General features: G+C 47.3%; 17 protein-coding genes and 3 pseudogenes. 2 read left to right on the forward strand and 18 right to left on the reverse strand.

Annotation, left to right across the window (positions count from 1 at the left end):
- Positions 1 to 179: 179 nt before the first annotated feature.
- Positions 180 to 389: pseudogene (locus tag JCR24_RS10920) on the forward strand (transcriptional regulator); the annotation flags it as partial.
- Positions 390 to 615: 226 nt separating this feature from the next.
- Here the strand turns inward: JCR24_RS10920 and gndA are convergent.
- The 6 genes from gndA to mce form a co-directional block, all read right to left on the reverse strand.
- A complete protein-coding gene (gene gndA / locus JCR24_RS10925) occupies positions 616 to 2,025 on the reverse strand; it encodes an NADP-dependent phosphogluconate dehydrogenase (RefSeq protein WP_238980612.1) in 1,410 nt (469 codons plus the stop codon).
- Between the two features lie 161 nt (positions 2,026 to 2,186).
- Positions 2,187 to 2,378, reverse strand: coding sequence for a hypothetical protein (locus JCR24_RS10930; protein WP_012820645.1), 192 nt, complete (start codon positions 2,376 to 2,378; stop codon positions 2,187 to 2,189).
- Positions 2,379 to 2,460: 82 nt separating this feature from the next.
- Complete coding sequence (locus JCR24_RS10935) at positions 2,461 to 2,946, reverse strand: chemotaxis protein CheW (RefSeq protein WP_238980613.1); 486 nt, start codon at positions 2,944 to 2,946, stop codon at positions 2,461 to 2,463.
- A 108-nt stretch (positions 2,947 to 3,054) separates the two neighbouring features.
- Positions 3,055 to 4,179, reverse strand: coding sequence for a tripeptidase T (locus JCR24_RS10940; RefSeq protein WP_033005758.1), 1,125 nt, complete (start codon positions 4,177 to 4,179; stop codon positions 3,055 to 3,057).
- Between the two features lie 280 nt (positions 4,180 to 4,459).
- Positions 4,460 to 6,010 carry an acyl-CoA carboxylase subunit beta gene (locus JCR24_RS10945; RefSeq protein WP_011231831.1) on the reverse strand — a complete coding sequence of 517 codons (1,551 nt, stop codon included), beginning with the start codon at positions 6,008 to 6,010 and terminating at the stop codon, positions 4,460 to 4,462.
- A complete protein-coding gene (mce, locus tag JCR24_RS10950) occupies positions 6,007 to 6,429 on the reverse strand; it encodes a methylmalonyl-CoA epimerase (RefSeq protein ID WP_238980614.1) in 423 nt (140 codons plus the stop codon). Before mce ends, JCR24_RS10945 begins: the two co-directional genes overlap by 4 nt.
- A gap of 213 nt (positions 6,430 to 6,642) precedes the next feature.
- Between mce and prli42 the strand changes: the two genes are divergently transcribed.
- Positions 6,643 to 6,735 carry a stressosome-associated protein Prli42 gene (gene prli42, locus JCR24_RS10955; protein ID WP_020755294.1) on the forward strand — a complete coding sequence of 31 codons (93 nt, stop codon included), beginning with the start codon at positions 6,643 to 6,645 and terminating at the stop codon, positions 6,733 to 6,735.
- 51 nt (positions 6,736 to 6,786) lie between these two features.
- Here the strand turns inward: prli42 and JCR24_RS10960 are convergent, their stop codons facing one another.
- The 12 genes and pseudogenes from JCR24_RS10960 to JCR24_RS11015 form a co-directional block, all read right to left on the reverse strand.
- Complete coding sequence (locus JCR24_RS10960) at positions 6,787 to 7,293, reverse strand: L,D-transpeptidase (RefSeq protein ID WP_238980615.1); 507 nt, start codon at positions 7,291 to 7,293, stop codon at positions 6,787 to 6,789.
- 68 nt (positions 7,294 to 7,361) lie between these two features.
- Positions 7,362 to 8,336, reverse strand: a complete 975-nt coding sequence (locus tag JCR24_RS10965; protein WP_129447089.1) for an aromatic acid exporter family protein — start codon at positions 8,334 to 8,336, stop codon at positions 7,362 to 7,364.
- 169 nt (positions 8,337 to 8,505) lie between these two features.
- On the reverse strand, positions 8,506 to 8,793 hold the full coding sequence (mntA, locus tag JCR24_RS10970) for a type VII toxin-antitoxin system MntA family adenylyltransferase antitoxin (protein ID WP_081132527.1): 288 nt from the start codon (positions 8,791 to 8,793) through the stop codon (positions 8,506 to 8,508).
- Positions 8,774 to 9,229 (reverse strand): HI0074 family nucleotidyltransferase substrate-binding subunit, encoded by a 456-nt coding sequence (locus JCR24_RS10975; RefSeq protein ID WP_033006466.1) that lies wholly within the window; start codon positions 9,227 to 9,229, stop codon positions 8,774 to 8,776. The genes mntA and JCR24_RS10975 overlap by 20 nt, the downstream gene beginning before the upstream one ends.
- A 42-nt stretch (positions 9,230 to 9,271) precedes the next feature.
- Positions 9,272 to 9,613 carry a type II toxin-antitoxin system RelE/ParE family toxin gene (locus JCR24_RS10980; protein ID WP_050572321.1) on the reverse strand — a complete coding sequence of 114 codons (342 nt, stop codon included), beginning with the start codon at positions 9,611 to 9,613 and terminating at the stop codon, positions 9,272 to 9,274.
- Positions 9,600 to 10,007: an AbrB/MazE/SpoVT family DNA-binding domain-containing protein gene (locus JCR24_RS10985; RefSeq protein ID WP_233130393.1), complete on the reverse strand. Its 408-nt coding sequence runs from the start codon at positions 10,005 to 10,007 to the stop codon at positions 9,600 to 9,602. The genes JCR24_RS10980 and JCR24_RS10985 overlap by 14 nt, the downstream gene beginning before the upstream one ends.
- A 470-nt stretch (positions 10,008 to 10,477) precedes the next feature.
- Positions 10,478 to 12,134: pseudogene (locus JCR24_RS10990) on the reverse strand (IS1634 family transposase).
- 219 nt (positions 12,135 to 12,353) lie between these two features.
- Positions 12,354 to 12,606: pseudogene (locus JCR24_RS10995) on the reverse strand (nucleotidyltransferase domain-containing protein).
- A gap of 230 nt (positions 12,607 to 12,836) precedes the next feature.
- The gene (locus JCR24_RS11000; RefSeq protein WP_238980616.1) at positions 12,837 to 18,197 is read right to left on the reverse strand and encodes a DEAD/DEAH box helicase; all 5,361 of its coding nucleotides are present in this window, start codon (positions 18,195 to 18,197) and stop codon (positions 12,837 to 12,839) included.
- Positions 18,194 to 19,147, reverse strand: a complete 954-nt coding sequence (locus tag JCR24_RS11005) for a hypothetical protein (RefSeq protein ID WP_238980617.1) — start codon at positions 19,145 to 19,147, stop codon at positions 18,194 to 18,196. Before JCR24_RS11005 ends, JCR24_RS11000 begins: the two co-directional genes overlap by 4 nt.
- 21 nt (positions 19,148 to 19,168) lie before the next feature.
- A complete protein-coding gene (locus JCR24_RS11010; protein ID WP_238980618.1) occupies positions 19,169 to 21,151 on the reverse strand; it encodes a hypothetical protein in 1,983 nt (660 codons plus the stop codon).
- A complete protein-coding gene (locus JCR24_RS11015) occupies positions 21,148 to 22,668 on the reverse strand; it encodes a competence protein CoiA family protein (protein WP_238980619.1) in 1,521 nt (506 codons plus the stop codon). The genes JCR24_RS11010 and JCR24_RS11015 overlap by 4 nt, the downstream gene beginning before the upstream one ends.
- Positions 22,669 to 22,730: the final 62 nt, after the last annotated feature.

A 22,730-nucleotide genomic window follows, 5' to 3' on the forward strand; every position in this document is an offset into this window, starting at 1 on the left:
TTGATGTGATCAAAAAACAGCTCCGTATCGCGTAAGGGGTACCCTGTTTGTCTCTCTAACCATGGAAATTATTGTAATGAAAAATGCTCATCTACAGTACTTTCAATTTTGATTTCCGCATCAGTACTTCCATCTCATCTCCCCCCTTCACAGCAAATTGAGCTGTCGCTTCTGATTGAAAAGAGTGGATCAAAATGACAAAAGTTATGCGATTGTTAGTTGAAGAGTTGGAGCAAGAAAAGGAAGAAGCAGTGAAAGAAGCAGAAAAACAGAAAGCTGTCGAAATCGCCAAAAACTTTCTAGATGTTCTACCTATTCACGAGGTAGCCAAGCGAACTGGGTTAACCGTCGCCGAAGTCGCGGATTTAGCGAAGGAAAAAAGCAACTAGCAACAGCCTTTCGTTGCACGGGAAAAGAATCACTACAAATTTACTCACCTACAGTTTTCATCACGATGATGGTCGGCGATGCCATTGATCAACGCACGCAATCAGATGCCCAGCGTGAACGGAAAGGTCTGCAAGGCGATGATATCGGGCAACTTACCGGTTGGAGAGAATTTTTATCAAGCACAAAAAACCCTTAGAACCGCCTTCGGCTCTAAGGGCTTTTTTCTTATTTCAACCATTCCGTATGGAAAATGCCTTCCTTGTCAACGCGTTCGTACGTGTGGGCGCCGAAGTAATCGCGCTGCGCTTGGATTAAGTTGGCTGGGAGCACCGCGGTGCGGTAGCTGTCGTAATAGGCGAGGGCACTGGCGAATCCTGGCACTGGAATGCCGCGCATCGCCGCGGTGGCGACGATTTCGCGGAGCGCGTCTTGGTAGCGTTCGACAATGTCTTTGAAATACGGATCCAAGAGCAAGTTCGAAAGCGCTGGATCGCGGTCGTACGCCTCTTTAATTTTTTGCAAAAATTGCGCGCGGATGATGCAGCCGCCGCGGAAGATCATGGCGATGTCGCCGTACCGCAAGTTCCAGTTGTATTCCTCAGAAGCCGCCTTCATTTGCGCAAACCCTTGGGCGTATGAGCAAATTTTGCTCATATAAAGCGCGCGGCGCACCGCTTCGATGAAGTGGGCGCGGTCGCCTTCAAACGGCTTCACCGCTGGGCCTGCCAGCACTTTGCTTGCTTTCACGCGCTCGTCTTTCATCGCCGAGATGAAACGGGCGAACACCGATTCCGTGATGATCGGCAGCGGCACGCCCAAATCGAGGGCGTTTTGGCTCGTCCATTTGCCCGTCCCTTTTTGCCCAGCTTTGTCCAAAATGACATCAACAAGCGGCTTGCCTGTTTCTTCATCGATTTTCGTGAAAATGTCGGCCGTAATTTCAATCAAGTAGCTGTTCAATTCGCCTTTGTTCCAGTCGGCAAACACTTCGTGCAATTCGTTCGCATCCATGCCGAGCACATGTTTGAGCAGGAAGTACGCTTCAGCGATCAGCTGCATGTCGCCGTATTCGATGCCGTTATGCACCATTTTGACATAATGCCCCGCGCCGTCCGGGCCGATGTACGTCGTGCACGGCTCGCCGTCGACTTTCGCAGCGATGGCTTCAAAAATCGGGCGCACGAGCTCATGCGCTTCTTTTTGCCCACCCGGCATGATCGCGGGACCTTTCAATGCCCCCTCCTCGCCGCCGGAGACACCCGTGCCGATAAAGTGAATGCCGAGTTCAGCGAGTTCTTTATTGCGGCGCTGCGTATCCTTAAAATACGTATTGCCGCCGTCGATTACAATATCGCCTTTCTCCAAATGCGGCTTCAGCTGTTCGATCGTCGCGTCCGTCGGCGCTCCCGCTTTCACCATCAGCAAAATTTTCCGCGGTTTTTCCAAGGCGTTGACGAATTCTTCAATGCTGTATGTACCGACAATGTTTTTTCCTTTCGCTTCTTGCAAAAACTCGTCCGTTTTTTCGCGCGAACGGTTGTAGACCGCCACTGAATAGCCTTTGCTTTCAATGTTCAACGCCAAGTTTTTCCCCATGACCGCCAGTCCGATGACGCCGATTTGCTGTTTCGCCATGATTCAACGTCCCTTTCCGTTTTTGTTTGTTCATCAAACAACATACCATACGTTTACGTTTGCCTGCAAGTTTTTCTAAACCGATTTATGAACGAGTCTGCACGACGGATTTGTTTGCCATTTTCATATTGAAAATGAAAGGGGCGCAACGCCCCTCATGCTTAGTAGCCTCCATAGTGCGGGAAGCCGTATGGGGAAAACGGATAGTGGCCATCATACATCCCGTATGGAAAATGGTGATAGCCGCCGTAGCCCCCGTGCCAATAAGGATAGTAGCCATACGGATAGTGGCCGTAGCCGCCAAAGTACGGCGGATAAAAGCCGCCCGGATACGGGCCAAACGGTCGAACCATGGAATGCGCCTCCTCTTCATGAGTTGAAGTTCATTTCCATGATTAGGATATGCGCGGAAGAAAAAACGGTATAGGCAAACACCTATACCGTCTCTCCTGCCCGGGCAGCGGCTTGGGCAGCGGCCACCTGCTCGCGAATCTCCTCTGCCTCGTCCAAATGGGCAAACAAGACGCGCGGGTCAAGCACGGTCAACAGCCGGTCGGCTTGCGCCGCCATCCCGACTACATACGGCGTGCGCTCCGCGGACATCAGTTGAAGCGGTTTAATGGCCTCAGGCTCAATATCGGCGATCTCTTTCGCCTCATCGACGATAAACGCGACCGACAAGCCATCCACAGCGGCGACAATGAGGCGTGTCTGATCCGTTTCCTCAATCGCTCTTCCGTACAACAATTCCCGCATATCAAGCACCGGCACAAGCTCGCCGCGGATGCGCGCGACGCCCGCCATACAATCCGGCATATGCGGCACGGCCGTCGGCGCCGTCATTTTCTCAATCGAGACGACATACGCGATCGAGACGGCGTACTGTTCCCGCTCGACGCGAAACACCACGTATTTGTCCATTCCCCCGCCACCTCTTTCGTGATTCGCACTCTGCTTTTTTTATCGGCTCATTCCGGCCGAATGTTTACCGAAAGGTTCAAGAAAAAAGAGCATCCAGCCTCGGGATGCTCATTCGGCATTGGCGACTTCCTCAACAATGGCGACAACCATCTCTGTCAGCTTCACCAGCTCTTCAATCGGCATCCGCTCATTCGTCGTATGGATTTCTTCGTAGCCGACTGCGAGGTTGACCGTCGGAATGCCGAAGCCGGCGATGATGTTGGCATCGCTACCGCCGCCGCTTTTCTCCAGCTTGCACGGCCGTCCGATGTTTGCCGCCGCCCGTTTGGCGACCTCGACGACATGGTCGCCGTCGCTGAACTTAAAGCCCGGGTACATCACTTCCACTTCGACATCGGCGCGCCCCCCCATTTCCGCGGCAACCGTTTCAAACGCCTCTTTCATTTTCGCCACTTGCGCTTCCATTTTTTCCGGAACGAGGGAACGGGCTTCCGCTAAAATATCAACGCGGTCGCAGACGATGTTCGTTTGCGTGCCGCCTTCAAAGCGGCCGATGTTCGCCGTCGTCTCCTCGTCGATGCGGCCGAGCGGCATTTTCGCGATCGCCTTCGCCGCAATCGTAATGGCGGACACTCCTTTTTCCGGCGCCACGCCGGCATGGGCAGTTTTGCCGTGCACAACGACTTTCAGCTTCGCCTGCGTCGGGGCGGCGACGACGATGTTGCCGACTTTGCCGTCGCTGTCCAAGGCATAGCCGTATTTCGCTTGAATGAGCGACGGGTCAAGCGCCTTCGCCCCGACAAGCCCCGACTCTTCGCCGACGGTGATGATAAACTGGATTACGCCGTGCGGGATGTTTTGCTCTTTCAACACGCGAATCGCTTCCAACATGGCCGCCAAGCCCGCCTTGTCGTCCGCCCCTAAAATCGTCGTCCCGTCGGTGACGACATAGCCGTCTTGGATCGACGGTTTCACCCCTTTGCCCGGCACGACCGTATCCATATGCGACGTGAAGTAAATCGGGTCGACCCCGTCTTTCGTCGCGGCGAGCGTGCAAATCAAGTTGCCTGCCCCATGCCCCGTTTTCGCGGCCGCATCGTCTTCGATCACATCGAGGCCAAGCGCTTCAAACTTTTGTTTGAGCACCTTCGCAATGTCCCCTTCATGCTTCGTTTCCGAATCGATTTGCACAAGTTCCAAAAATTCGTCGACAAGACGCTGTTCATTGACCATCGCTTTTTTCCTCCTGCTTATGTACTCCACCTTAAGTATACCGAAATGTTCCGCCAAGAGCCAAACCGGACGCCGGAACGATCCGCACGATCAAGACGCATACGGACGCGCTCGAAATGCACCAGCGCGGACGGCCGGATCAAATGTCAGGTCCGTATATAGGCGAAAAATCCGGTGAGCGATTGGAAAGCGCGGCATCGGAAAGAGCCTGACATACGTGAATCCCCGTGCGAAAATGAAGAGCCGAGCAACAAAAAAGGGCCCCTCGGCCCCCGTTCGTTTACAGCGGAATATTTCCATGCTTTTTCTTCGGCCGCTCCTCGTGCTTGTTTCGCAGCATCTCGAGCGCCTGAATGAGCTTGATTCTCGTGTCGCGCGGGTCAATGACGTCATCGATCATGCCGTATTTCGCGGCGACGTACGGATTGGCGAATTTCTCGCGGTATTCGGCAATTTTTTGCGCCCGCGTTTCTTCCGGATTCGGACTTTTTTCAATTTCGCCCGCGAAAATGATGTTCGCCGCTCCTTGCGGCCCCATGACCGCCACTTCCGCGTTCGGCCACGCATAGACGACATCGGCGCCGATCGATTTGCTGTTTAAGGCGACATAGGCGCCGCCGTACGCTTTCCGCAAAATGACGGTGATTTTCGGCACGGTCGCTTCCGAGTAAGCGTACAAAATTTTCGCCCCATGGCGGATGATGCCGCCGTGCTCCTGCTTGACGCCTGGGAAAAAGCCGGTGACGTCCTCAAACGTAATGATCGGGATGTTGAACGAATCGCAAAAGCGGATAAACCGCGCCGCCTTATCGGACGAGTCGATGTCCAGCCCGCCGGCCATAAACTTCGGCTGGTTGCACACAAGCCCGACCACTTCGCCTTTAATGCGGGCAAAGCCGATCACGATGTTTTTCGCGAAATCTTTTTGCACCTCAAAAAACGACCCGTCATCGACGACTTGGGCGATGACGTGGCGCACATCGTACGGGCGGACGGCGTCAATCGGCACGACATCGGCCAAATCGGGGCGGTAGTCATCCCCATCCGGAATCGGGCCAAACGGCGGCTTTTCGTTGTTGTTGGACGGCAAATAGCCCAAGAGCCGCCGCACTTCAGCGAGCGCCTCCTCTTCATTCGCTGCCGCAAAGTGGGCGTTGCCGCTGATCGTGTTGTGCACGCGGGCGCCGCCTAAATCTTCAGCGCTGATTTTCTCCCCGGTCACCGCTTCAATCACTTTCGGACCGGTGATGAACATTTGGCTCGTTTTTTCGACCATGAACACAAAATCGGTGATGGCCGGCGAATAGACGGCCCCGCCGGCGCACGGCCCCATAATGACGGAAATTTGCGGGATGACGCCGGAATAAATGGCGTTGCGGTAAAAAATGTGTCCGTACCCGTCAAGCGACAAGACCCCTTCTTGAATGCGGGCGCCGCCCGAATCGTTCAAACCGATGACCGGCGCCCCGGTTTTCGCCGCCAAATCCATGATGTTCGCAATTTTTTTCGCGTGCATTTCCCCAAGCGCCCCGCCGAAGACGGTGAAATCTTGCGAAAACACAAACACGGTGCGGCCGTTGATCTTCCCGTAGCCGGTCACCACCCCGTCACCCGGCCCCTTCTTTTCCCCGAGGCCAAAATCGGTGCAGCGGTGCTCGATGAACGGATTGAGCTCGACAAACGTCCCTTCGTCCAAAAGCAAATCAATCCGCTCGCGCGCCGTCAGCTTCCCTTTCGCGTGCTGCTGTTCAATTTTCTCATCGCCCCCGCCCAGTTCAATCTCACGTCGGCGGTCATACAGTTCGTTGATTTTGTCGTACATGTCGCTCATTGGTGTCCCTCCGTTTTCGTCCGTTCACAAAGCTCATACAACACGCCGCCGGTCGATTTCGGGTGCATGAACGCGACCCATGCCCCGCCGGCGCCGCGTTTCGGCGCATCTTGAATCATACGGATGCCGTGCTCCTTCAGCTCGCGGATGCGCTCGGTGATGTCTTCCACCCCAAGCGCCACATGATGAATCCCTTCGCCGCGCTTCTCGATAAATGTCGCCACCGCGCTCTCTGGCGACAGCGGCTCAAGAAGTTCAATTTTCGCCTCTCCCGCCTGCAAAAACGCCACTTTCACCTGTTCCGACTCGACTTCCTCGATGCCGAGAAACGGCAGGCCGAGCACATCCGTATAAAACGGAAGCGCTTTCTCGATCGAGCGGACAGCAATGCCGATATGGTCGACTTTTTTCACCTGCATCGTCTTGGTCTCCTTTGCTGCAAAATGATGAGGCCAACGTTTTATTATTCGCCGTTTCGACAAAAAATCCTGCTTTTTTTGTTTTTCTTTGTCTGCGCAACGGTCAAGCCATGGAGCGGTTCGTTTCATCTCTCATCCTGCTTTTTTCCTTGTCCGCTCCGCTGTTTGCCGTTACAATAAACGTAGAACAGCGGACGGAAGGAGGACGGACCGTTGTCGCGGAAAACGCAAAAATTCATCGTGTATGTAATGCTCATTTGCATGCTGCTGACGACGCTCCTCGCCGGCATCAGCATGTGGTTTTAAGCGCGATCCGGCGTAAAAAACGCAAGCTCCGAAACCGGAAGCTTGCGTTTTTCATTGGACAGCGCCGTGCCGTTTGGCGATGGCGTAAAACGATTCGTTGCTGCGGAGAATGAGCACGTTGGCGCCAATCGGCACCCGTTCATACAAATGCTCGACATCGCGGTTGTGCATGCGCACACAACCTTGCGACACATACCGGCCGATCGACGCCGGGTTGTTCGTGCCGTGAATGCCGTAGATGCGCCCGTCCGTCCCGCGCGCGTTAAAGCCGATCCACCTTGCGCCGAGCGGATTGTTCGGCGCCCCGCCTGGAATGTTCTTTTTCCGATAATACGGGTGTTTCGCCTTCACCGTCACCGTAAACATCCCCTCCGGCGTCAAATCGGCATTGACCCCGGTCGCCACCGGATAAACGGCTTCGATGCGGCCGTCGCGGACGAGCGCGAGCTTATTGATCGCTTTGTTCACAATGACAAGCGGCTTCGCCTCCGCCGCTGTCTGGAAAGGCGCTCCCAACACGGCGGTGAGCACGAGACAAATGGCCAACCATACCCGCATATCCGTCCATCCTTTGCTTGAATGTTTGGCTATAGTGTGCGCCAAAACGGATGGACATATGCCCTGCATCATGCCTTCAGCCGCTGCGGTTTTCGTTCGTTTCCGGGATGGAATTCGCTTTTGATGATTAAATATCGCTCCAATTCGCGCACTAAATGAAACAACGCCGCCCGCTCTTCAAACTGCTCGCGCGTCTTTGGCAGCGGCATCGCTTTAAACTGTTCGCGCATCTCGGCAAGGCGCCGCAAAAAGCGGTCCGCCGTATTTCCCGGATGAATGGCGTCGCTTAATTCGTCGATAAAATCGGCGACCATCATCCGCTGCTCGACCGTGTAGACGAGCGATGTCACAAGCGGAAGCATATGCTCGATGATTTCCAACTGCCGCTCACGCATGCGGAAGTAGCGGACATATTCATCCTCATTCCGCCATAATTGATTGTCGGCGTGGCGCATGGCGAGTTTTTTCGCTTTGTCGAGCGTCTCCGCCGCAAGCGGCAGCTCTTTTCCATCCCAATCAAGCTCATTTGTGCGCAAGTAGCGGACGATTTCTTTTAAAATAATGCGAAACAAATCTTCGACAATGCGCTGGTACTCTTTGAGCTCCTTCTCGGCGCTCGGCATGTACATGTTCATCAGCAGCGCTACCCCAATGCCAACCGCCACGAGCAAGATCTCATTGGCGACCAATCCCCACGTGATGTCCCCGGCCGCATACAAATGCAAAATAATGACCGAGCTTGTGGCAATGCCCTCGTTCACCTTCAGCCTGACGGTCACTGGAATGAACAGCAGCAGCAACAGCCCGATCGTCCACGGATGATAGCCGAAGACGGTAAAAAACAACGCCGCAAACCCAATGGCGACGACGCACGCCGCAAAACGAGCCCGGGCGGTCTCAAGCGACCGCTTTTTCGTCACTTGGACGCATAAAATGACGATAATGCCAGCGGAAGCGAAGTTATGAAGACCGATCAGCTGAGCGATGGCAATCGCCAGCGCCGCCCCCACCGCCGTTTTCAATGTCCGATAGCCGATTTTCATCGCGAGTCTCCTTTGCCAATGGTTGCCGACTTCATTGTACCGATGGCGGCGCTTTCGGTGCAAGAAAAAACGGACAATCCTGGCCTCCGCTCCGAAGCCGATCTGTCCCAACAGGCGCAAAAGGACAAAAAAGGCGGCTGTCCGCTCATGCAGGGCAAGCCGCCTACGCTCACGACGGAGATTTCTCATAAATCGTCTTCCCGTCGCGCTCGATTTCCCGCCGGATCGCTTCGTTCAGCGCGTCGAAAAAGAGCACATCACATGAGTAAATGCCGACAATCTCGTCAAGATCCTCTTTGATTTTCCACTTTTGTTTGCCGGTGTAGTCCACGCACAAGTCGATGTCCGAGTTGTAGCGGGCCGTGCCGCGCGCCCGCGAGCCGAACAAAATGACTTTTTGTATATCTTCTTCGCCCGCGAAATACGCCATCAACCGTTCAAACACGGTCGGGCTCATTCCATAGGTCACGATCGATCACTTCTTTTTTGATGTATTTGAGCAGTGCTTCAATTTCATGGACATATTGTGATACAATTCGGTTTTTAATCTGTTCATAGTCTTCCTCGTTATATACATGGGCTGCAGCGTTTCGCGAGTGCAATATATCGTTCCATACATCAATATTCTGAATCCACCCTTCCTTAAACGCCTGGCGGTAACATGCCCGCGGGTTGTTCAATTCCAGACCGGACGCTTTGAAAATTCGCGACAACAGCTTCCAGAGCTGGTCTTCCAAAATTTCATACTTTTTCACGATCGAATCACGATATACTTCCTTCAGCAGTTCATCTTCTGCCGACACTTGCTTCGACGCGGCAATGACATTCTTCAAATGAAGCAACAATCGAAACGCGCGCTGGTACGATAATACAATCGATTCTCGTTCATCCATGCCATCGTTCTCCTTTGCCCATTGTCCTAAATGGATCTGCATCTATGGCTTCGAAAATGGCGCTTGATTCGTCTTCATATAACGCTTCAGCTCTTCGTAAAAATTTTCACGCGTCCCCACCAAAACCACCACCACCACAACATGTCCGCTGTCATCTTGGTCGATCAAATAAGCAATCTCATAATTGATGCCTCGATGATAAATGTCATAACCGTAAATTCCTGCCAAATCACCAGTTTTCGCTTCCCCTGCTTCGGCGGGATCGGTAAGAATCTGCCGCAAGGCTTCGATCAAACGCTGCTTCAGAGCTGCATCCTTTTTTGTCAATTTTTTAATGGCTTTTTCTGCTTTCGGAAGCAATTGCAGTCGATTATGGTTCATCATCTTCACCAAATAACTCCTCTAACGTATCCGCGGTATACGTTTTTGCCTTCGGTCTTTCCTCAGAAATCATCGCGTTGAATGCAGGGGCAATTTGCGATTTACGGTATACAAATTCTTTGTATAGTTCTTCGCCTGTATATCCTTCTTCGATCAAGTCTTTTAAAATCAGATCGGAAAAGTCAAAATGATCCTCATGAATAGGATGAATAATTAACTTATTATCCGCTAACTCAATTAACACCTCGTTTCCAATTCCTAATTGCTCATAAAAATCCTTTGGGATCGTAATTTGTTTTTTGCTCGATACGGCAATTCGTTTCACAAGGTTTTTCTTACGGTTAGGGATATTGTCCATCGGTACCTTCTCCTTTGTCATCGAATCTGATGGTACCATATTATTCCCCTCCTTCCAAAAAAATAACCAAATTTCTTGGTTTCTTTACTAATGATCATAGCATGGTGGGGAAACAAACACAATGATTTTCCCATACCGTAGGGAGGAGAAGTGTTCAATGTTTGCAGAAGAGGAATAGATTGATGCAAACACTAACATCCTAGTGGAACAAAGCGGAGAATTCCTGAACAAAACGACGCTCAATTGATGGAGGCCAAGGTTCTCAAGGATAGCGATTATTATTTCAAATAGGAACTTTCATAAATGATACGAATTCGAACGTCCATGGTGTGGAAATTCCTTCACTTTCCTTGTATTTCAAGGATTCATTTGACATTGGAACTCACATTTCGCACCCCTACTAAGTAGAACGAAAGGATTTTTTATTTGTTTTTTTAGAATAACTTTTGAACCAACACAACGAGCGATGGCAATCCTTTTTTTACCATCGCTGGTCGTTCTTTATCCCATTAGACGTAAATGCTCTCGTCCAACCCCAACCCTTGCAGAATCCTTCGCTGCTCGTACGTGAGCGGTTGGCTTAACGCACGTTGGATTTGCCCGTCTGGCTGCTTGAGAAGCACCACTTTGACATACTGAAACAACTGAAAGATCGCTTGCCCCGTCGGCCGGGTCAGTTTGCGTCCTCCTGCGCCCTTTAGAGGCTGCTCCGGAGTAATGAATTGGCGCACCCGGCGCTGGAAGACGCGATAAATGGCCAACGCCAACAAAAACAAATACCCCAGCACCCCGACCCGTTCCGGTTTTTTTACATAGATTTCATCCGTAAAGAACAGGTCTTTCAAAAAGGCAAAGTTCATTTCCACCGAGATGTGGCCTTTATACAGCTTCAAGATCTCTTTCGCGTCCATCGGTTGGCCCTTCCATTCCTCCGGAACGGTCGTGACCAAGACAAAACGGAACGCTTTCCGTCTCGCCCGCTCCCACGCCTCTTGGTCGAATGCCGCGTTCAGGCGAAGGGCGAACCGCGTTTCCACCTCCGGTTCCGCCCCTTTTTTCGGCCGTCCGCGCCGTTTTTTCGGGCGAATGACCTCGTCAACGGACGCCTCGACGCGATGGAACCGAGGGCGAAGGGAAGCCTTGAGAGACGCCAGCGCTTGTTCGGCGTCTTCCCGGCAGGAAAACAGGCGGCTCTCCCATTGGGCTTGTTCTTGTGAAAGAAGCTCTGCTTCTTTTTTCCGTTTGTTTTCAAGTTTCTTCCCTTTTCGTTGGTCCAGCGCGCTGGATTCAACGACGATCAGCCGAACCGGATGGCCTTCATACGTCGAGGCGGTTTCCCACACTCGATACGCGGCGCCGTTTTTCTCTGCCAAGACGAACGGATCGCTCCACGGCGTGTCCTCGGCATCGGCTTGGTCCAGCGCCGTTTTGCCGATCCGAAGCGAAGCCGGGCCGCGCGTGATCAAAAAGGCGTTGGCGGCTTTCGTTTGCGCCAAGGTGCCGCGCGTCATGGCGGCCGAATCGGCCACGTAAATCCATTCGTCTTCGATTCCCGCGCGTTCAAACTATTCTTTCATCCGTGCCAACACGGAAGGATTCCATGTCTTATCGGGCAGATGGCCGTCGTGCACATCTCCGTAAAACGGAAGGCCGTCTTGATTGCCGACCAACCCGAATCCCATCTGTTTTTGCCAATAATGATGCCGATTGTAGCCATAGGTGATTTGCAAGCCTTCGGTCGAGTTCGTTTCGTACGCACCATATACCGTCTTATCGGTCGTATCGGCATGAAACACCCAAAGAGGGAGGTCTTCCTTCTTGTAGATCTGCACGAGACAAGCCGACGTGACGTGATGGATGTCGGCCTCATACAGGCGATCCAGATGGCGCGCCAAAGCGTCGTCATTGAACCAAGAGGGGTGAAGTCCAAGACGGATCAGCTTGGGCAAGTCGATCTCATGCGCCCATCGTTCCAAGTGAACGAGCGCTTGCCGGCCGTCAAAGATTGTAGACGATGGCCTAAACGGCATCGCTCGTTCGGGTTTGGCATTGAGGATCGACCGGAACGAGACGGTCAATCAACTGGAGGAGGCCAAGCTTCTTGAATATGGCACTTATTATATTCAAATAGGAACCTTCATAGACCGCATCGATTGGAATGCCCATGGTGTGAAAACTCCTTCGCTTTCCTTGTGTTTCAAAGATTCATTCGACGCAAGGCGAAAAAAAAATCCTCCCGATTTTTGTCGGGAGGGTGCGAAATGTGAGTTCCATTGTACCGATAACAGCGCTTTCGATGCAACTGAAAAACGGACAGCGCGCTTGCCCTAAGGCCGCCGGACACAAAAAACAGCCGCCCGCTCATGCGGGGCAGGCCGCCTAGGCTCACGACGGAGATTTCTCATAAATCGTTTTCCCGTCGCGCTCGATTTGGCGCTTGATGGCTTCGTTCAGCGCGTCGAAAAAGAGCACATCACACGAATAAATGCCGACAATCTCGTCAATGTCATCTTTGATTTTCCACTTTTGCTTGCCGGTGTAATCGATGCACAAGTCAATGTCGGAATTGTAGCGGGCCGTGCCGCGAGCCGAACAAGATGACTTTTTGAATATCTTCCTCGCCGGCGAAATACGCCATCAGCCGCGCAAACACGGTCGGGCTAATTCCGTAGCTCACGGTCGATCACTTCTTCTTTGATGTTTTGCAGCAGCGCTTCGATTTCGTGGACATATTCCGATACAATTCGGTTTTTGATCTACTCATAATCTTCCTCGTTATACACATGAGCCGTTGCGTTGCGTGAGTTGAGTATATCCTAAATAAATCCATTCCTCTTTTTGAGCGATTAGCATTGATTCTAACCGTCCTCAAACGAGCAACTGTTGTTTGCCTTCTACAACATTTAAATATACATTGGGCAAATCATGCAAAACTTCATAAGCCGAAACATACGCAATAGCAGGCTGGCTGTATGCGCATACCAACATCCTTTCTATATTATTTTTTGCGCCAATTAAGCGATTCCCTTTCGATTTGACTTTAATGAGATATCGTCCCCCTTCTTCGAATTCCTCGAATTTTTCATTGTGTATTTCTAACATGCGCTTAATGGGGGCCAACACTTTTTGTTGTTCCGTTAATGTTAATGCCTTCAATTCACCTTTAACGATATAATCAAGCAACTCTAGGGCGACAAAACGATTTAACTGATGATGATAAAATTGATTGGAGTAATGTCTTAAGCATTTATAGCAAGATGTCTCGCAATGGTTTTCGCATTCATGCAAAATTTCCCTTGCCATTTTAATAATATCAGGGAGCATTTCCCCTGCAATGTGTGAATACCCCGCTCCTCCGGATAAAGTATCAAACAGGTAAACATCGGCTTGATACAGATGTTGTGGACTTTTTGTCTCTAATGGAAGAATGCGATATCCTGACAGTAACTCATTATAATCGATGTCCAATACCCGGCTTGCAGCCAATACGAGCGCCTCGCCAATCGTCTTCAAACCGTCATGAACCCATTGATGATTCGGGTGAAAATCGACTTTTTCATCAAAACTCATCCGCAATAGTAATAAATCAGAGTTAAATATATTCCCAAGAAACACTTTCATAATACTTCCTCTACAGCGGCTATCCCTTTGACCAAGATGTGTTTTCAACCTGTAAGGTACATCATGGGCCAATTTATGTTCACTCTCCCCTGCTGGCCAAATAGCCCCACAATCCGTGCAGATTTCGAATCCTTCCTGTCGATCCGTCCCTTTATTCATGACGATAAGCTGTTTGTTCATCTCATTAGCATATTGAAGCCGCTCTGAACCTGAATAAGCCTTCAAACTTAGTTTTTCGCCAGACACAGGAATAGGTAACTGAGGAGGAACTGCATAGGTGAATTCCTGCTCCCTATCTCCTTCCTTCACCTCCATCCCTTTCTCAGGCGAAAACCCCGTTGGTCGCAACAACGGACTGTTTTTCAACTCACCACCACACACTGAACATTTTTTCGTTTGGATTGGATCCAAAGAAACAAATAAGCACGATTCACAATAGGTGATAACCGGCAAACTGTCAAGCAACAAATCTTTAGCCGGTTTTAACGGATCGTGTGGATTAGGTACATAAATTCCCCCTATTCGATATGTTTTCTTATCAACAACAATTTGTCTTCCTGGCGCATACTCGCTCAACGCTCTGTTTATCTCCAATTGCGGTCGTTGTTTAACGATTATTCTCCCCGTTCTTTCATCCTTCCCTTCGATGTAAAAACTGCATAAATCTTGTGGAAATGCATAGGTTGGAAGCAAGCCGTGATTGAACAAAAAATCGAGAAATTTATCGTTCGGATTTACTTCCGCTATATCGTCACCATCGATGGGTTGTATTGTATGTTTGACTTTCTCATAATTCCGTTCCAACTCGCTTACTAGCTCATTACATGCTTCCTTAACAATATACCATTTTCGCTCTACCATATCCCCGCCTAATATTCCTTCTGTCGAAACAACCTCATCCGGAATCAAGTCAAAAATCACCGGATAGTCGCGAAAACGACAGGCGATATTGTCATTCAGCCATTTTTTAAACTGCTCATAATTAAAAGGCGGAGTACCTTCAAAAAATGATTTTGTATCACCTAACGAACTGCTGAGAATGCTTGACGCAACGGCACTTGTAGAAACGTTTTCATGAAAATACGTTTGAATGAGAAATGCGTTCAAATGCCTTTTGGTGATTTTTTTATTATCAATATAAACAATGGGTTTGCGAGCCGAACCGCTGATCATTTTTTCAGGCTGTTGAAAATAATAATAATCGTGCGGCCCTCCCTGGGCATAAGTAACTACGGTCGATAAAGCCGTTCCCCTCCGTCCAGCACGTCCCGCACGCTGCTGGTAGTTCTCCCGTTGTGGCGGAACATTTCGTAGTCCAACGGCAGTCAGTGAACCGATGTCGACGCCGACTTCCATTGTGGTTGTACAGCTTAAAATATCGACAGGTCCTTCTAAAACATCTAATATGATATCTTGGAACCGCAATTCGTACTCTTCTGTTGTTGCGATCGCTATTTTCGCATCCTTTTGCGACAGTTGAGCGGTATGCTCTTCAACGGTGATGTTCGAAATTTTCTCATGGTTTGTCAATATTTTTTGTATAGGTGAACGCCAAAATCCTTTTTCTGAATCCAACCGTTTACTGTTCACGTCTAATATCTCGATATTTTCCGATAAACAATTCACACATTTGTTTTTTGCTGCAACGATATTCATTTCTTTGCAATCATTGCATTTATACCAAGTTGTATAAATGCCGGGAATCAGTTTTAATTTTCTAGGGGATAAATAATATCTCCCTTCCGATTCTGTACACAATTTAAACAATGCATCGACAATTTCCTTCTTATGCTCCTCACTTTGAACATAAAGATGAATGATATTCTCTAAGTTTTTCGGTATATAACCTTTCTCAACTCCCCAATCATCGCCCCCGAACCCTCTAATCTTCAGCCTCTCATAGAAATGAATGGTTGAATCTATGGCCACTCTATCCAACATTTCTTGAATGAACAGCATAGTCAGTACATAAATGTCTTCCTTCGACAATATCTCTTTTAGCTTTCTTTCTACTCTTGCCATTTCTCTTTTAACAGGCTCTACGTAGCCTGTGGCCGTTGTATAAACCGAGTAGAGTGGATGGCAAAGCTGGCGAAGAAGTTCTGTTTTGAAACGAGGCAGCAGTTCAATGTCGCCGTTTTCAATCAGCTCCTCATAGTCGCCATCAAAATCCTCATGTAAAATTTGAACATGATAGGCCAACGATTTTCGATCCTGTCCTTCAAAAAAGTATAATTTATGCTCATCAATCACTTGCAACAACGAACAATATAAAGCGCCGCTCAGTTTCGGTTCAATATCTTGATCAATTAATTTTTGAGCCGCCAATAAAATGGACTGTCTAAAAGAGTCAAGCTCTACTTCATGGGGAATATCCCTGGCAAGACGTGCAGCCTTTTGGCGTCCGTCAGAAAACAGCAGCACTTTCCGTCCCTCATTAGGCAATTGTTTATTCAGCTTTACCGGAGGTTGCAATAAAAATTGCTCGCGAACTAAATTAGCAAAAGGCTGCTCACCTTTTGTTTTTAAGTCCGTAATCGTTCCCTGCACTTTTCTCATACAGCACGGACATTGTTGGAATGTAATTGTTTGCTTTTTCTTTTTGTTCTTATTTGCCTCATCATGAGGCAAATACAATTTTAGATAACCTTCAGGATCTTCCGGCGGCGACTTCATTAAATATCCCGTCCTGATATCGAGCCATACAGGACGCACCGATCGTTCTCCTTTTTGTATTTTTTCATGGGGCGGTTCAACCAGCAAATGAATCTCTGTCAACTCCTCGCCAACAATGCCTTTCCCTTTTTCAGCCCATAAGTAGTTGCGGTCCTTTTTCGATATATACCCTCGAATAAATGCTGTTCCACATTTTCGATGGGTAAGCAATTCGTAGACCCTTGCTTCCTTGCTGCAAGTACATTGTAATTTCGGAGAATCATACATTTTTCCTAAAATCGAATCGTTTCCTTTTACTCTTTTTTCCTCACATTTCGGATTGGTGCAGACATAAATGCCTGATACACCTTTAAAGAATAAATGGATCCTTACCGGCAATAACACTCGCTCATTATTTTTAGCTGCATTGGCCAACATTAATAAATGGCTCGTCGCTTTTTGGGCCATTTTCATATCGACACTTGGAAATACCAACTTGGCAATATCGCTGAACTTTTTAGCATTTCCGCTTATTTGTTCAATAATTAATTCGAGCGGTCCAAATCCGTCTAAACTTTTATATAGATACGACGGCAACTCATCTAAATTATGTGGGACATCTCCCCATCCAAGCCGCTTTGCTACAGCCTGGAGATTCGACCGCAATGTATCGTACTGATGAATGCGATTGGTAAACTGCTCGCTGTCTAGCAAGGCGAATGCATAGGCCTCTTCTGTCGTGCCAATTCTTCCGGGCTTTCTTTTTTCTTTCACTCCTTTGATCAACTTAAACGAACGTTTTTTCAGTTTACCCGTTAATTGTTCAGCAAATTCAATAGCCGCCGAATCATCATCCTCCGCGCCCAAACTTGCACTCGTTAGAATGCAGCGCAATCGATCGCGTGTAATTCCTAATCTTGCCTGCAGCCTTCTAATGAGTAGAGCCACCTCTGCACCGCTCGTTCCTCGGTACATATGCGCCTCATCAAGCACTAGAATCAATGTGTTCGCTTCATCTTCTGCAAGCCATTGTCTTGTTTTCTCCCAAATTGGCCGCTCAATCGGGCGCATCAACATATACTCCAGCATGGAATAGTTCGTTACCAAAATATCCGGGGGAGTCGTTTGCATCTCGTGTCTAGTAAACAATTCCCGGTCGTCAGGAGAGGTCAAATATCGAGATTTCCAGTCGCCTCTTTTGCCTGAACGGAAGTTTGTTAAATTTTTCGCTATCCATTTGCCTCTTTTTTTCATTTCCAGCGCCAGCTGCGGCCGATTCTTTTCAATATCCAAATAATAGTCAATAATCTCCTTCAACTGGTAGTCGTCTTTTTCCTTTGTCCGCTCTCCCGGGTAAGGTGTTCTTGATGTGTACATACCAAATAATGGATGACGACCGAAATGATCCCGAAAGTACTTGGACACTCTCTCATCACCAAAAAGCTGGCGCAATCTTGTGATTTGATCGCTGACTAGCGCATTCATCGGATATAGTATTAACGCCCGAACCGCATGTGTTTGAAACTGTTCCCTTCTATTAAATCCTTCATCAATTAATGAGTTTAAAATGGGATGTAAGAATGATTCCGTTTTACCTGAGCCGGTTCCAGTCGCTACAACTAAATCATGTCCATCCACTAAAAATGATTCAAGCGCCTCCTGCTGATGGACGTACGGCCTCTTATAAATTCCTACACTAGGAGACAACTCCGAAAAATAAGTCATTGCTTCTTTGCAATGAGCAGGCAAATTCATCTGCTCATAGGCAGGCCCCAGCTCATAAACAGGAGTGGCCTCAATATACGGCTCCTTCGAAATGACCCCTGGTGAATCCAATAACTCTCTGCGCTCTAACAGCAAAGAGGGATGGCTGATTGGATATTGCGCTTCAATATATTCGCGCAATTTTTGATGCAGCCGTGCAGAAACGGAGTTAATGGTAAATTCCATCATCCCATTTCGACTCCTTCCCATCGTATTGAATCCTCATCAATCCCCAAGCGCCGCAAAACCCAAATAAAATCTGAATAATGCCACAAAGGCACAATCCACTCAATCGGTTTGATAAAGGAAAGCGGGAAACAAAAAAGCATCGCCATCTTTTGTTCAAACACAGGAAACTTTTTAAAAAGACGGACATAAATAACATCCTCACGAATTTTTGCACACTTTATCGTTGTTTTCACCTGAGCCTTATACTCTAAGGCATACTTGGCCGTTTCTAAATAATATTCGGGTATCTTGTAATAACGCGCATCACCCCTCCCCATGTTCTCAACCCAAAAGTAGAGCGGTTGACTGTTTTTTAATGCATACCTAGCAATATAACAATCAGACTTTGATGCAAGATTCATTTGAAATGGGTGCCATTTGCGCCGTTTTTGAGGCAAAAATAGTTCTGTTGGTTCATCGTTTAGTTTTACTGAGTTCTGCAATTTGAGCGTTTCAATAAATTCATTTACAGTCGGTGAAGGCATCCATTCGTCAATCATCAACGTTGGAACATGACTGCCCTCTTCCATATAACCGCTGCCGCACCCGTAATACTTGTCGCTCTTTCCTTCAGGGTTGCTAAGCACAACCAAGCTTTTAGACACGGGAAGTTCGACACAGCGCGGGGGCAACGGCAAATAATATCCATTGGCAAGCTTCAATATTTCCCCCAAACCAGATAACAGTTCGAGCAATGACTGTGCTTCGGTTTGATCTTCTTCTTTCATAACGTTTCGAAGATCTTCAAAAAAGCGCCCCTTTAGCAATCTTTGCAAAGGCGGGATAAGCCGCTGAAAATGCACCGGGTTCATTTTATAGTCCTCGAATGCATAAAAGTGCACCAAAGAAAGGACATGACGTTTTATTTGTCTAAATTGTATAATTGTATTCTTCCATGCATCTGTCAACATCTCTCGAGCTCCACCCCCTTACTAAATCAAAATATTCTCGCTGTCAAACTCTTCTAAGATCTTCTTTGCCTGCTCACGGGCAACATACGGCTGCAGTAGCACCTTGACGACCCATACAGACACAGCTTCTTCCTCGAGCCGTTCATCCTCTAATAACCGAAACCATTTTTTAAATGCTTCTTTTTGTTTCGTAAACGACATGACTTCTTGCACAATTTCCAAAAAATTGTTGAACTCACTGGATTTCTCCTTTAATATTTTACCTTCTACAAGTAAATGTGCAGGGATGGAGCCGAAGACTAAGCGATGTGTCTTTCTTAATGAGAGAATATCAGGAGTTGTCGTCATTTCGTCTGCGCTGATCACAGGCGAAAACGATAGCTTTTGAATGAACGAATCGGTCAACTCACTTTCTTCTTTTATGCTTATCAAAATCAATTCTGGCAACGACTCATCAATAGACACGCGCCAATAGTCGAGAAACGATTGTAAATACAATTCAGCGGGCGAATTTTCAATTTGGCATAAATGAAGAGACTTTACACAGTCAGGCCGTGTATAACGAGAAAAGCAATTGATCAACGTTTTATTAGTAAAATTCTTTATATCTGGAAAAACCGTTAGATGATCGTTTCCTGCAACCGCCCAGCCGATTGCCTGTGACAGTTCAAAACTAAATTCTCCTTTGACCACGACTGGTTTACGAAACAAAATCGCTCCGATGATCGTTTTCGCTGTCAACCATGCTTTATTCTCCTGCATGCCAATCATGCATAGGTTTTCTGCAATGGATGTCATTAAATGATTTATATCTTCATAATAAACTGTTGTTTCATCAACATCCTTCACCACCCATTGCGAATGATTTCGATCGTTTGATTCGTTATGCGTGGAGACATTTAACCCTAAATTTGCGAAAGGGAGTAAATCAGCCAAAGTCCGGAAAATGTTATCTTTCATTTCCTTGATCTTTAACTCCAATGCTTCATCGGCTTTTTTTAATCTTTCTTCCGTTTCCTTTATCTGTCTTTCGATCTCTTCCATCTCAACGAGCAAATGCTCTTTTTTTCTACGCAGCTGTTCTGTTTCGTTCAATACTTTTCGATGCTCATCTTCGATTCTTGCTTTCTCCGCAGCAAACCTTTCCTCTAATTTATCCTCTATTTTCCTTTGAATCGCTGGGTACTGTAATAATTCTTCCTCAAATTGACCAATGTCTTCCTTTGTTATTTGATATTTAGCCAACAACTCAATGGCTCGCATAATGCGCTCATAACGAACTTGCGGAGGGAGATCGCTAACCAATTCAGATAGCTGACTGATGACTTTTCGTGAAATTTCCTGAACCTGTTGCTGGTCTTTCAACGTTTTTAAAGCATAACGCATAATCCGATCGTTAGTGGCACAATCGAGATAATCTTCGACAGGGCTCGCTAGCATCGCCGATACAAAGTATCGTTCGATCCCGACGTTCTTATCATTATATTTAACGAGATGCATCCCTTTTTTTCGTATTTCGAGCAACTTATCGTCGGACGAATCAATCACCCATTTTTGTTCTTTTGTCTGTTTGACACGGTAAGGTCCAACTAAATAATCATCGTTCGTTAAGAGTAAAATTTCTGAACTAAACTGCTGCGGGGCATCAAACCCGTTCTGAATCAAATAAACAATGTCATGATTTTGCGCAAGTGAAAACGGTATCGGAAATACCTCATAATATTTTAAATTCTCCAATTCTTTTCTTACGATAAACTTTGAATATACAAGTCTTCCTGCGTAGTCTTCCTCATTTCTTTCTTCGATTGTATAAAATCCCACTTTCCCTGCGTGAATGTCTTCAGGAGCAGGAGACCATATCACTTCCCCCTCACTTGGATAATGCAATCGTGCTTCCTGAACCTCAATTAACTGGTGATCGCGATATTCCGCTAAAACTTTAACAAACACATATTTTTTATTTGGCTTTCTTTCTTTTTCGACAATCCCAAATACCGTCTTCACGACGATCTCCTCCCATCAATAAATTCCTTTACTATTTTTGGAACCTTGTTTCGATACGTCTTTACATAGTAGGCTAGTTTTGCCCGCAACATTTTATCCCCTACATCTTGCAACAAAAACTCTAGGAAACGATATTGTTCATTTGAAATCCAACAACACTTTGTTTGCTCAAGCTGCATATACGCCAATAAAACTTTGCGCCAATCGGGATGGGCTAAATCGCGCATCTCTTGAGCAGAAAAGTCAAACGCCCAAACCCCAGGAATAAAAAGCTTCTCAACAGATGGATGAAAAAACTCTCCCCCTTGACTGAGCTCTCTGGCAAACCGATTTTTTTCTTTGATCCAGTAAGGAAACAAAAGAGGATCTGTTACCGAAACCGTTGTATATTTCAAGATGCTCTTTTCCTCACACAGCGCCAATGTCCGCTGGTCAACCACAACCCCGGATTCCAATCGTTCCGAAAAACATGGGTTCGCGTTTGGATCATAAAATAGATGTAACATCTTTCCTTCATGTTTTTTAATATAAAAAGTATGAAAACCCTTTTTATGCAATATAATGTCAACATAAGAACTCGACAGCGGATATTCCCGACTCGTATAATCCGGTTGAATATGAACTAGGCTGTACTTTTGCAGTTGAAAGTCACGAAAAGATATTTGGATTCTACATTTTCCTGTTCCGATTAACATCGCTTCGCCTTTTCTTCCAAAAACTGAAGGGGCGACTATATCCAAATAATAATACGGCGGTTTCAAGTCATATCCAAATTGCCGAAACCACTCTATTAACGGCTCCGCCAATAGAAAAGGAAGACGGATTTTATAGGCAAACCATCCATACTTTTGATTTAATGGTGTTACATCCATTTCCCTCGGAAACTCTATTTTTTTCCGTGACATCATATAAAACGTGTCACTCAGTGATAGTTCTCTAGGCTCAATCATGCAAAAGCTTTGGTTTATTGGCCGAAACAAATATGTATGGTTTTGAAACCCTTTAATATATTCAGGCCAAAACAAGCCGAGTTTCTCATAACATTTTTCATCTTTTCTAGTCGCAAAAGAAAAACTGTAGCCCTGTTTCGGAACAATCCACAGTTTATTTTCACTAGAGTTAGGCCAAAGCTGTGCAGAGGAAATAAAGGAATTCATTTCATTGCATTTTATTTTAAAGTGCAAATGATGCACGTCACATTGCATCGCTTGAGAAGGCGTTAAATAAGGAAAGGTAATAAAAAGCTCCCAATCACGTTCCAATGGTTCAAATGTAATAAAGGGGCGGCTTATCATCACTGAATAATCATGAAGATGGGATGAACCTGACAAACGTTGAACATAAAGTTCGCATCGTTCAGACCCTTGCCCGCGTTCGTGACGAAAGTGAGCGGACTGCACCCTTCCTTCTGCTTTAAATACTCTCGCGCCGCAGCATGGACACGTATAGACAACCCCATACTTATGTGCGTTTTTCGCATGAACAAGTTGTCCTAACGGGTTAAATGCTCTTTCCATATGAACAGAACCCCTTACAAAAATGACTGGATGTTGTTTTATATCTTGACCACTTCAATAAA

This window comes from Geobacillus sp. YHL (genome assembly GCF_022341265.1).
Lineage (GTDB): Bacteria > Bacillota > Bacilli > Bacillales > Anoxybacillaceae > Geobacillus > Geobacillus thermoleovorans.

What these genes read in the sequence shown, in the direction of transcription:
- gndA (WP_238980612.1), bottom strand. Translation starts at nt 2,025, where the DNA reads ATGGCGAAACAGCAAATCGGCGTCATCGGACTGGCGGTCATGGGGAAA.
- JCR24_RS10930 (WP_012820645.1), bottom strand. Translation starts at nt 2,378, where the DNA reads ATGGTTCGACCGTTTGGCCCGTATCCGGGCGGCTTTTATCCGCCGTAC.
- JCR24_RS10935 (WP_238980613.1), bottom strand. Translation starts at nt 2,946, where the DNA reads ATGGACAAATACGTGGTGTTTCGCGTCGAGCGGGAACAGTACGCCGTC.
- JCR24_RS10940 (WP_033005758.1), bottom strand. Translation starts at nt 4,179, where the DNA reads ATGGTCAATGAACAGCGTCTTGTCGACGAATTTTTGGAACTTGTGCAA.
- JCR24_RS10945 (WP_011231831.1), bottom strand. Translation starts at nt 6,010, where the DNA reads ATGAGCGACATGTACGACAAAATCAACGAACTGTATGACCGCCGACGT.
- mce (WP_238980614.1), bottom strand. Translation starts at nt 6,429, where the DNA reads ATGCAGGTGAAAAAAGTCGACCATATCGGCATTGCTGTCCGCTCGATC.
- JCR24_RS10960 (WP_238980615.1), bottom strand. Translation starts at nt 7,293, where the DNA reads ATGCGGGTATGGTTGGCCATTTGTCTCGTGCTCACCGCCGTGTTGGGA.
- JCR24_RS10965 (WP_129447089.1), bottom strand. Translation starts at nt 8,336, where the DNA reads ATGAAAATCGGCTATCGGACATTGAAAACGGCGGTGGGGGCGGCGCTG.
- mntA (WP_081132527.1), bottom strand. Translation starts at nt 8,793, where the DNA reads ATGAGCCCGACCGTGTTTGAACGGTTGATGGCGTATTTCGCGGGCGAA.
- JCR24_RS10975 (WP_033006466.1), bottom strand. Translation starts at nt 9,229, where the DNA reads ATGGATGAACGAGAATCGATTGTATTATCGTACCAGCGCGCGTTTCGA.
- JCR24_RS10980 (WP_050572321.1), bottom strand. Translation starts at nt 9,613, where the DNA reads ATGATGAACCATAATCGACTGCAATTGCTTCCGAAAGCAGAAAAAGCC.
- JCR24_RS10985 (WP_233130393.1), bottom strand. Translation starts at nt 10,007, where the DNA reads ATGGTACCATCAGATTCGATGACAAAGGAGAAGGTACCGATGGACAAT.
- JCR24_RS11000 (WP_238980616.1), bottom strand. Translation starts at nt 18,197, where the DNA reads ATGATGGAATTTACCATTAACTCCGTTTCTGCACGGCTGCATCAAAAA.
- JCR24_RS11005 (WP_238980617.1), bottom strand. Translation starts at nt 19,147, where the DNA reads ATGTTGACAGATGCATGGAAGAATACAATTATACAATTTAGACAAATA.
- JCR24_RS11015 (WP_238980619.1), bottom strand. Translation starts at nt 22,668, where the DNA reads ATGGAAAGAGCATTTAACCCGTTAGGACAACTTGTTCATGCGAAAAAC.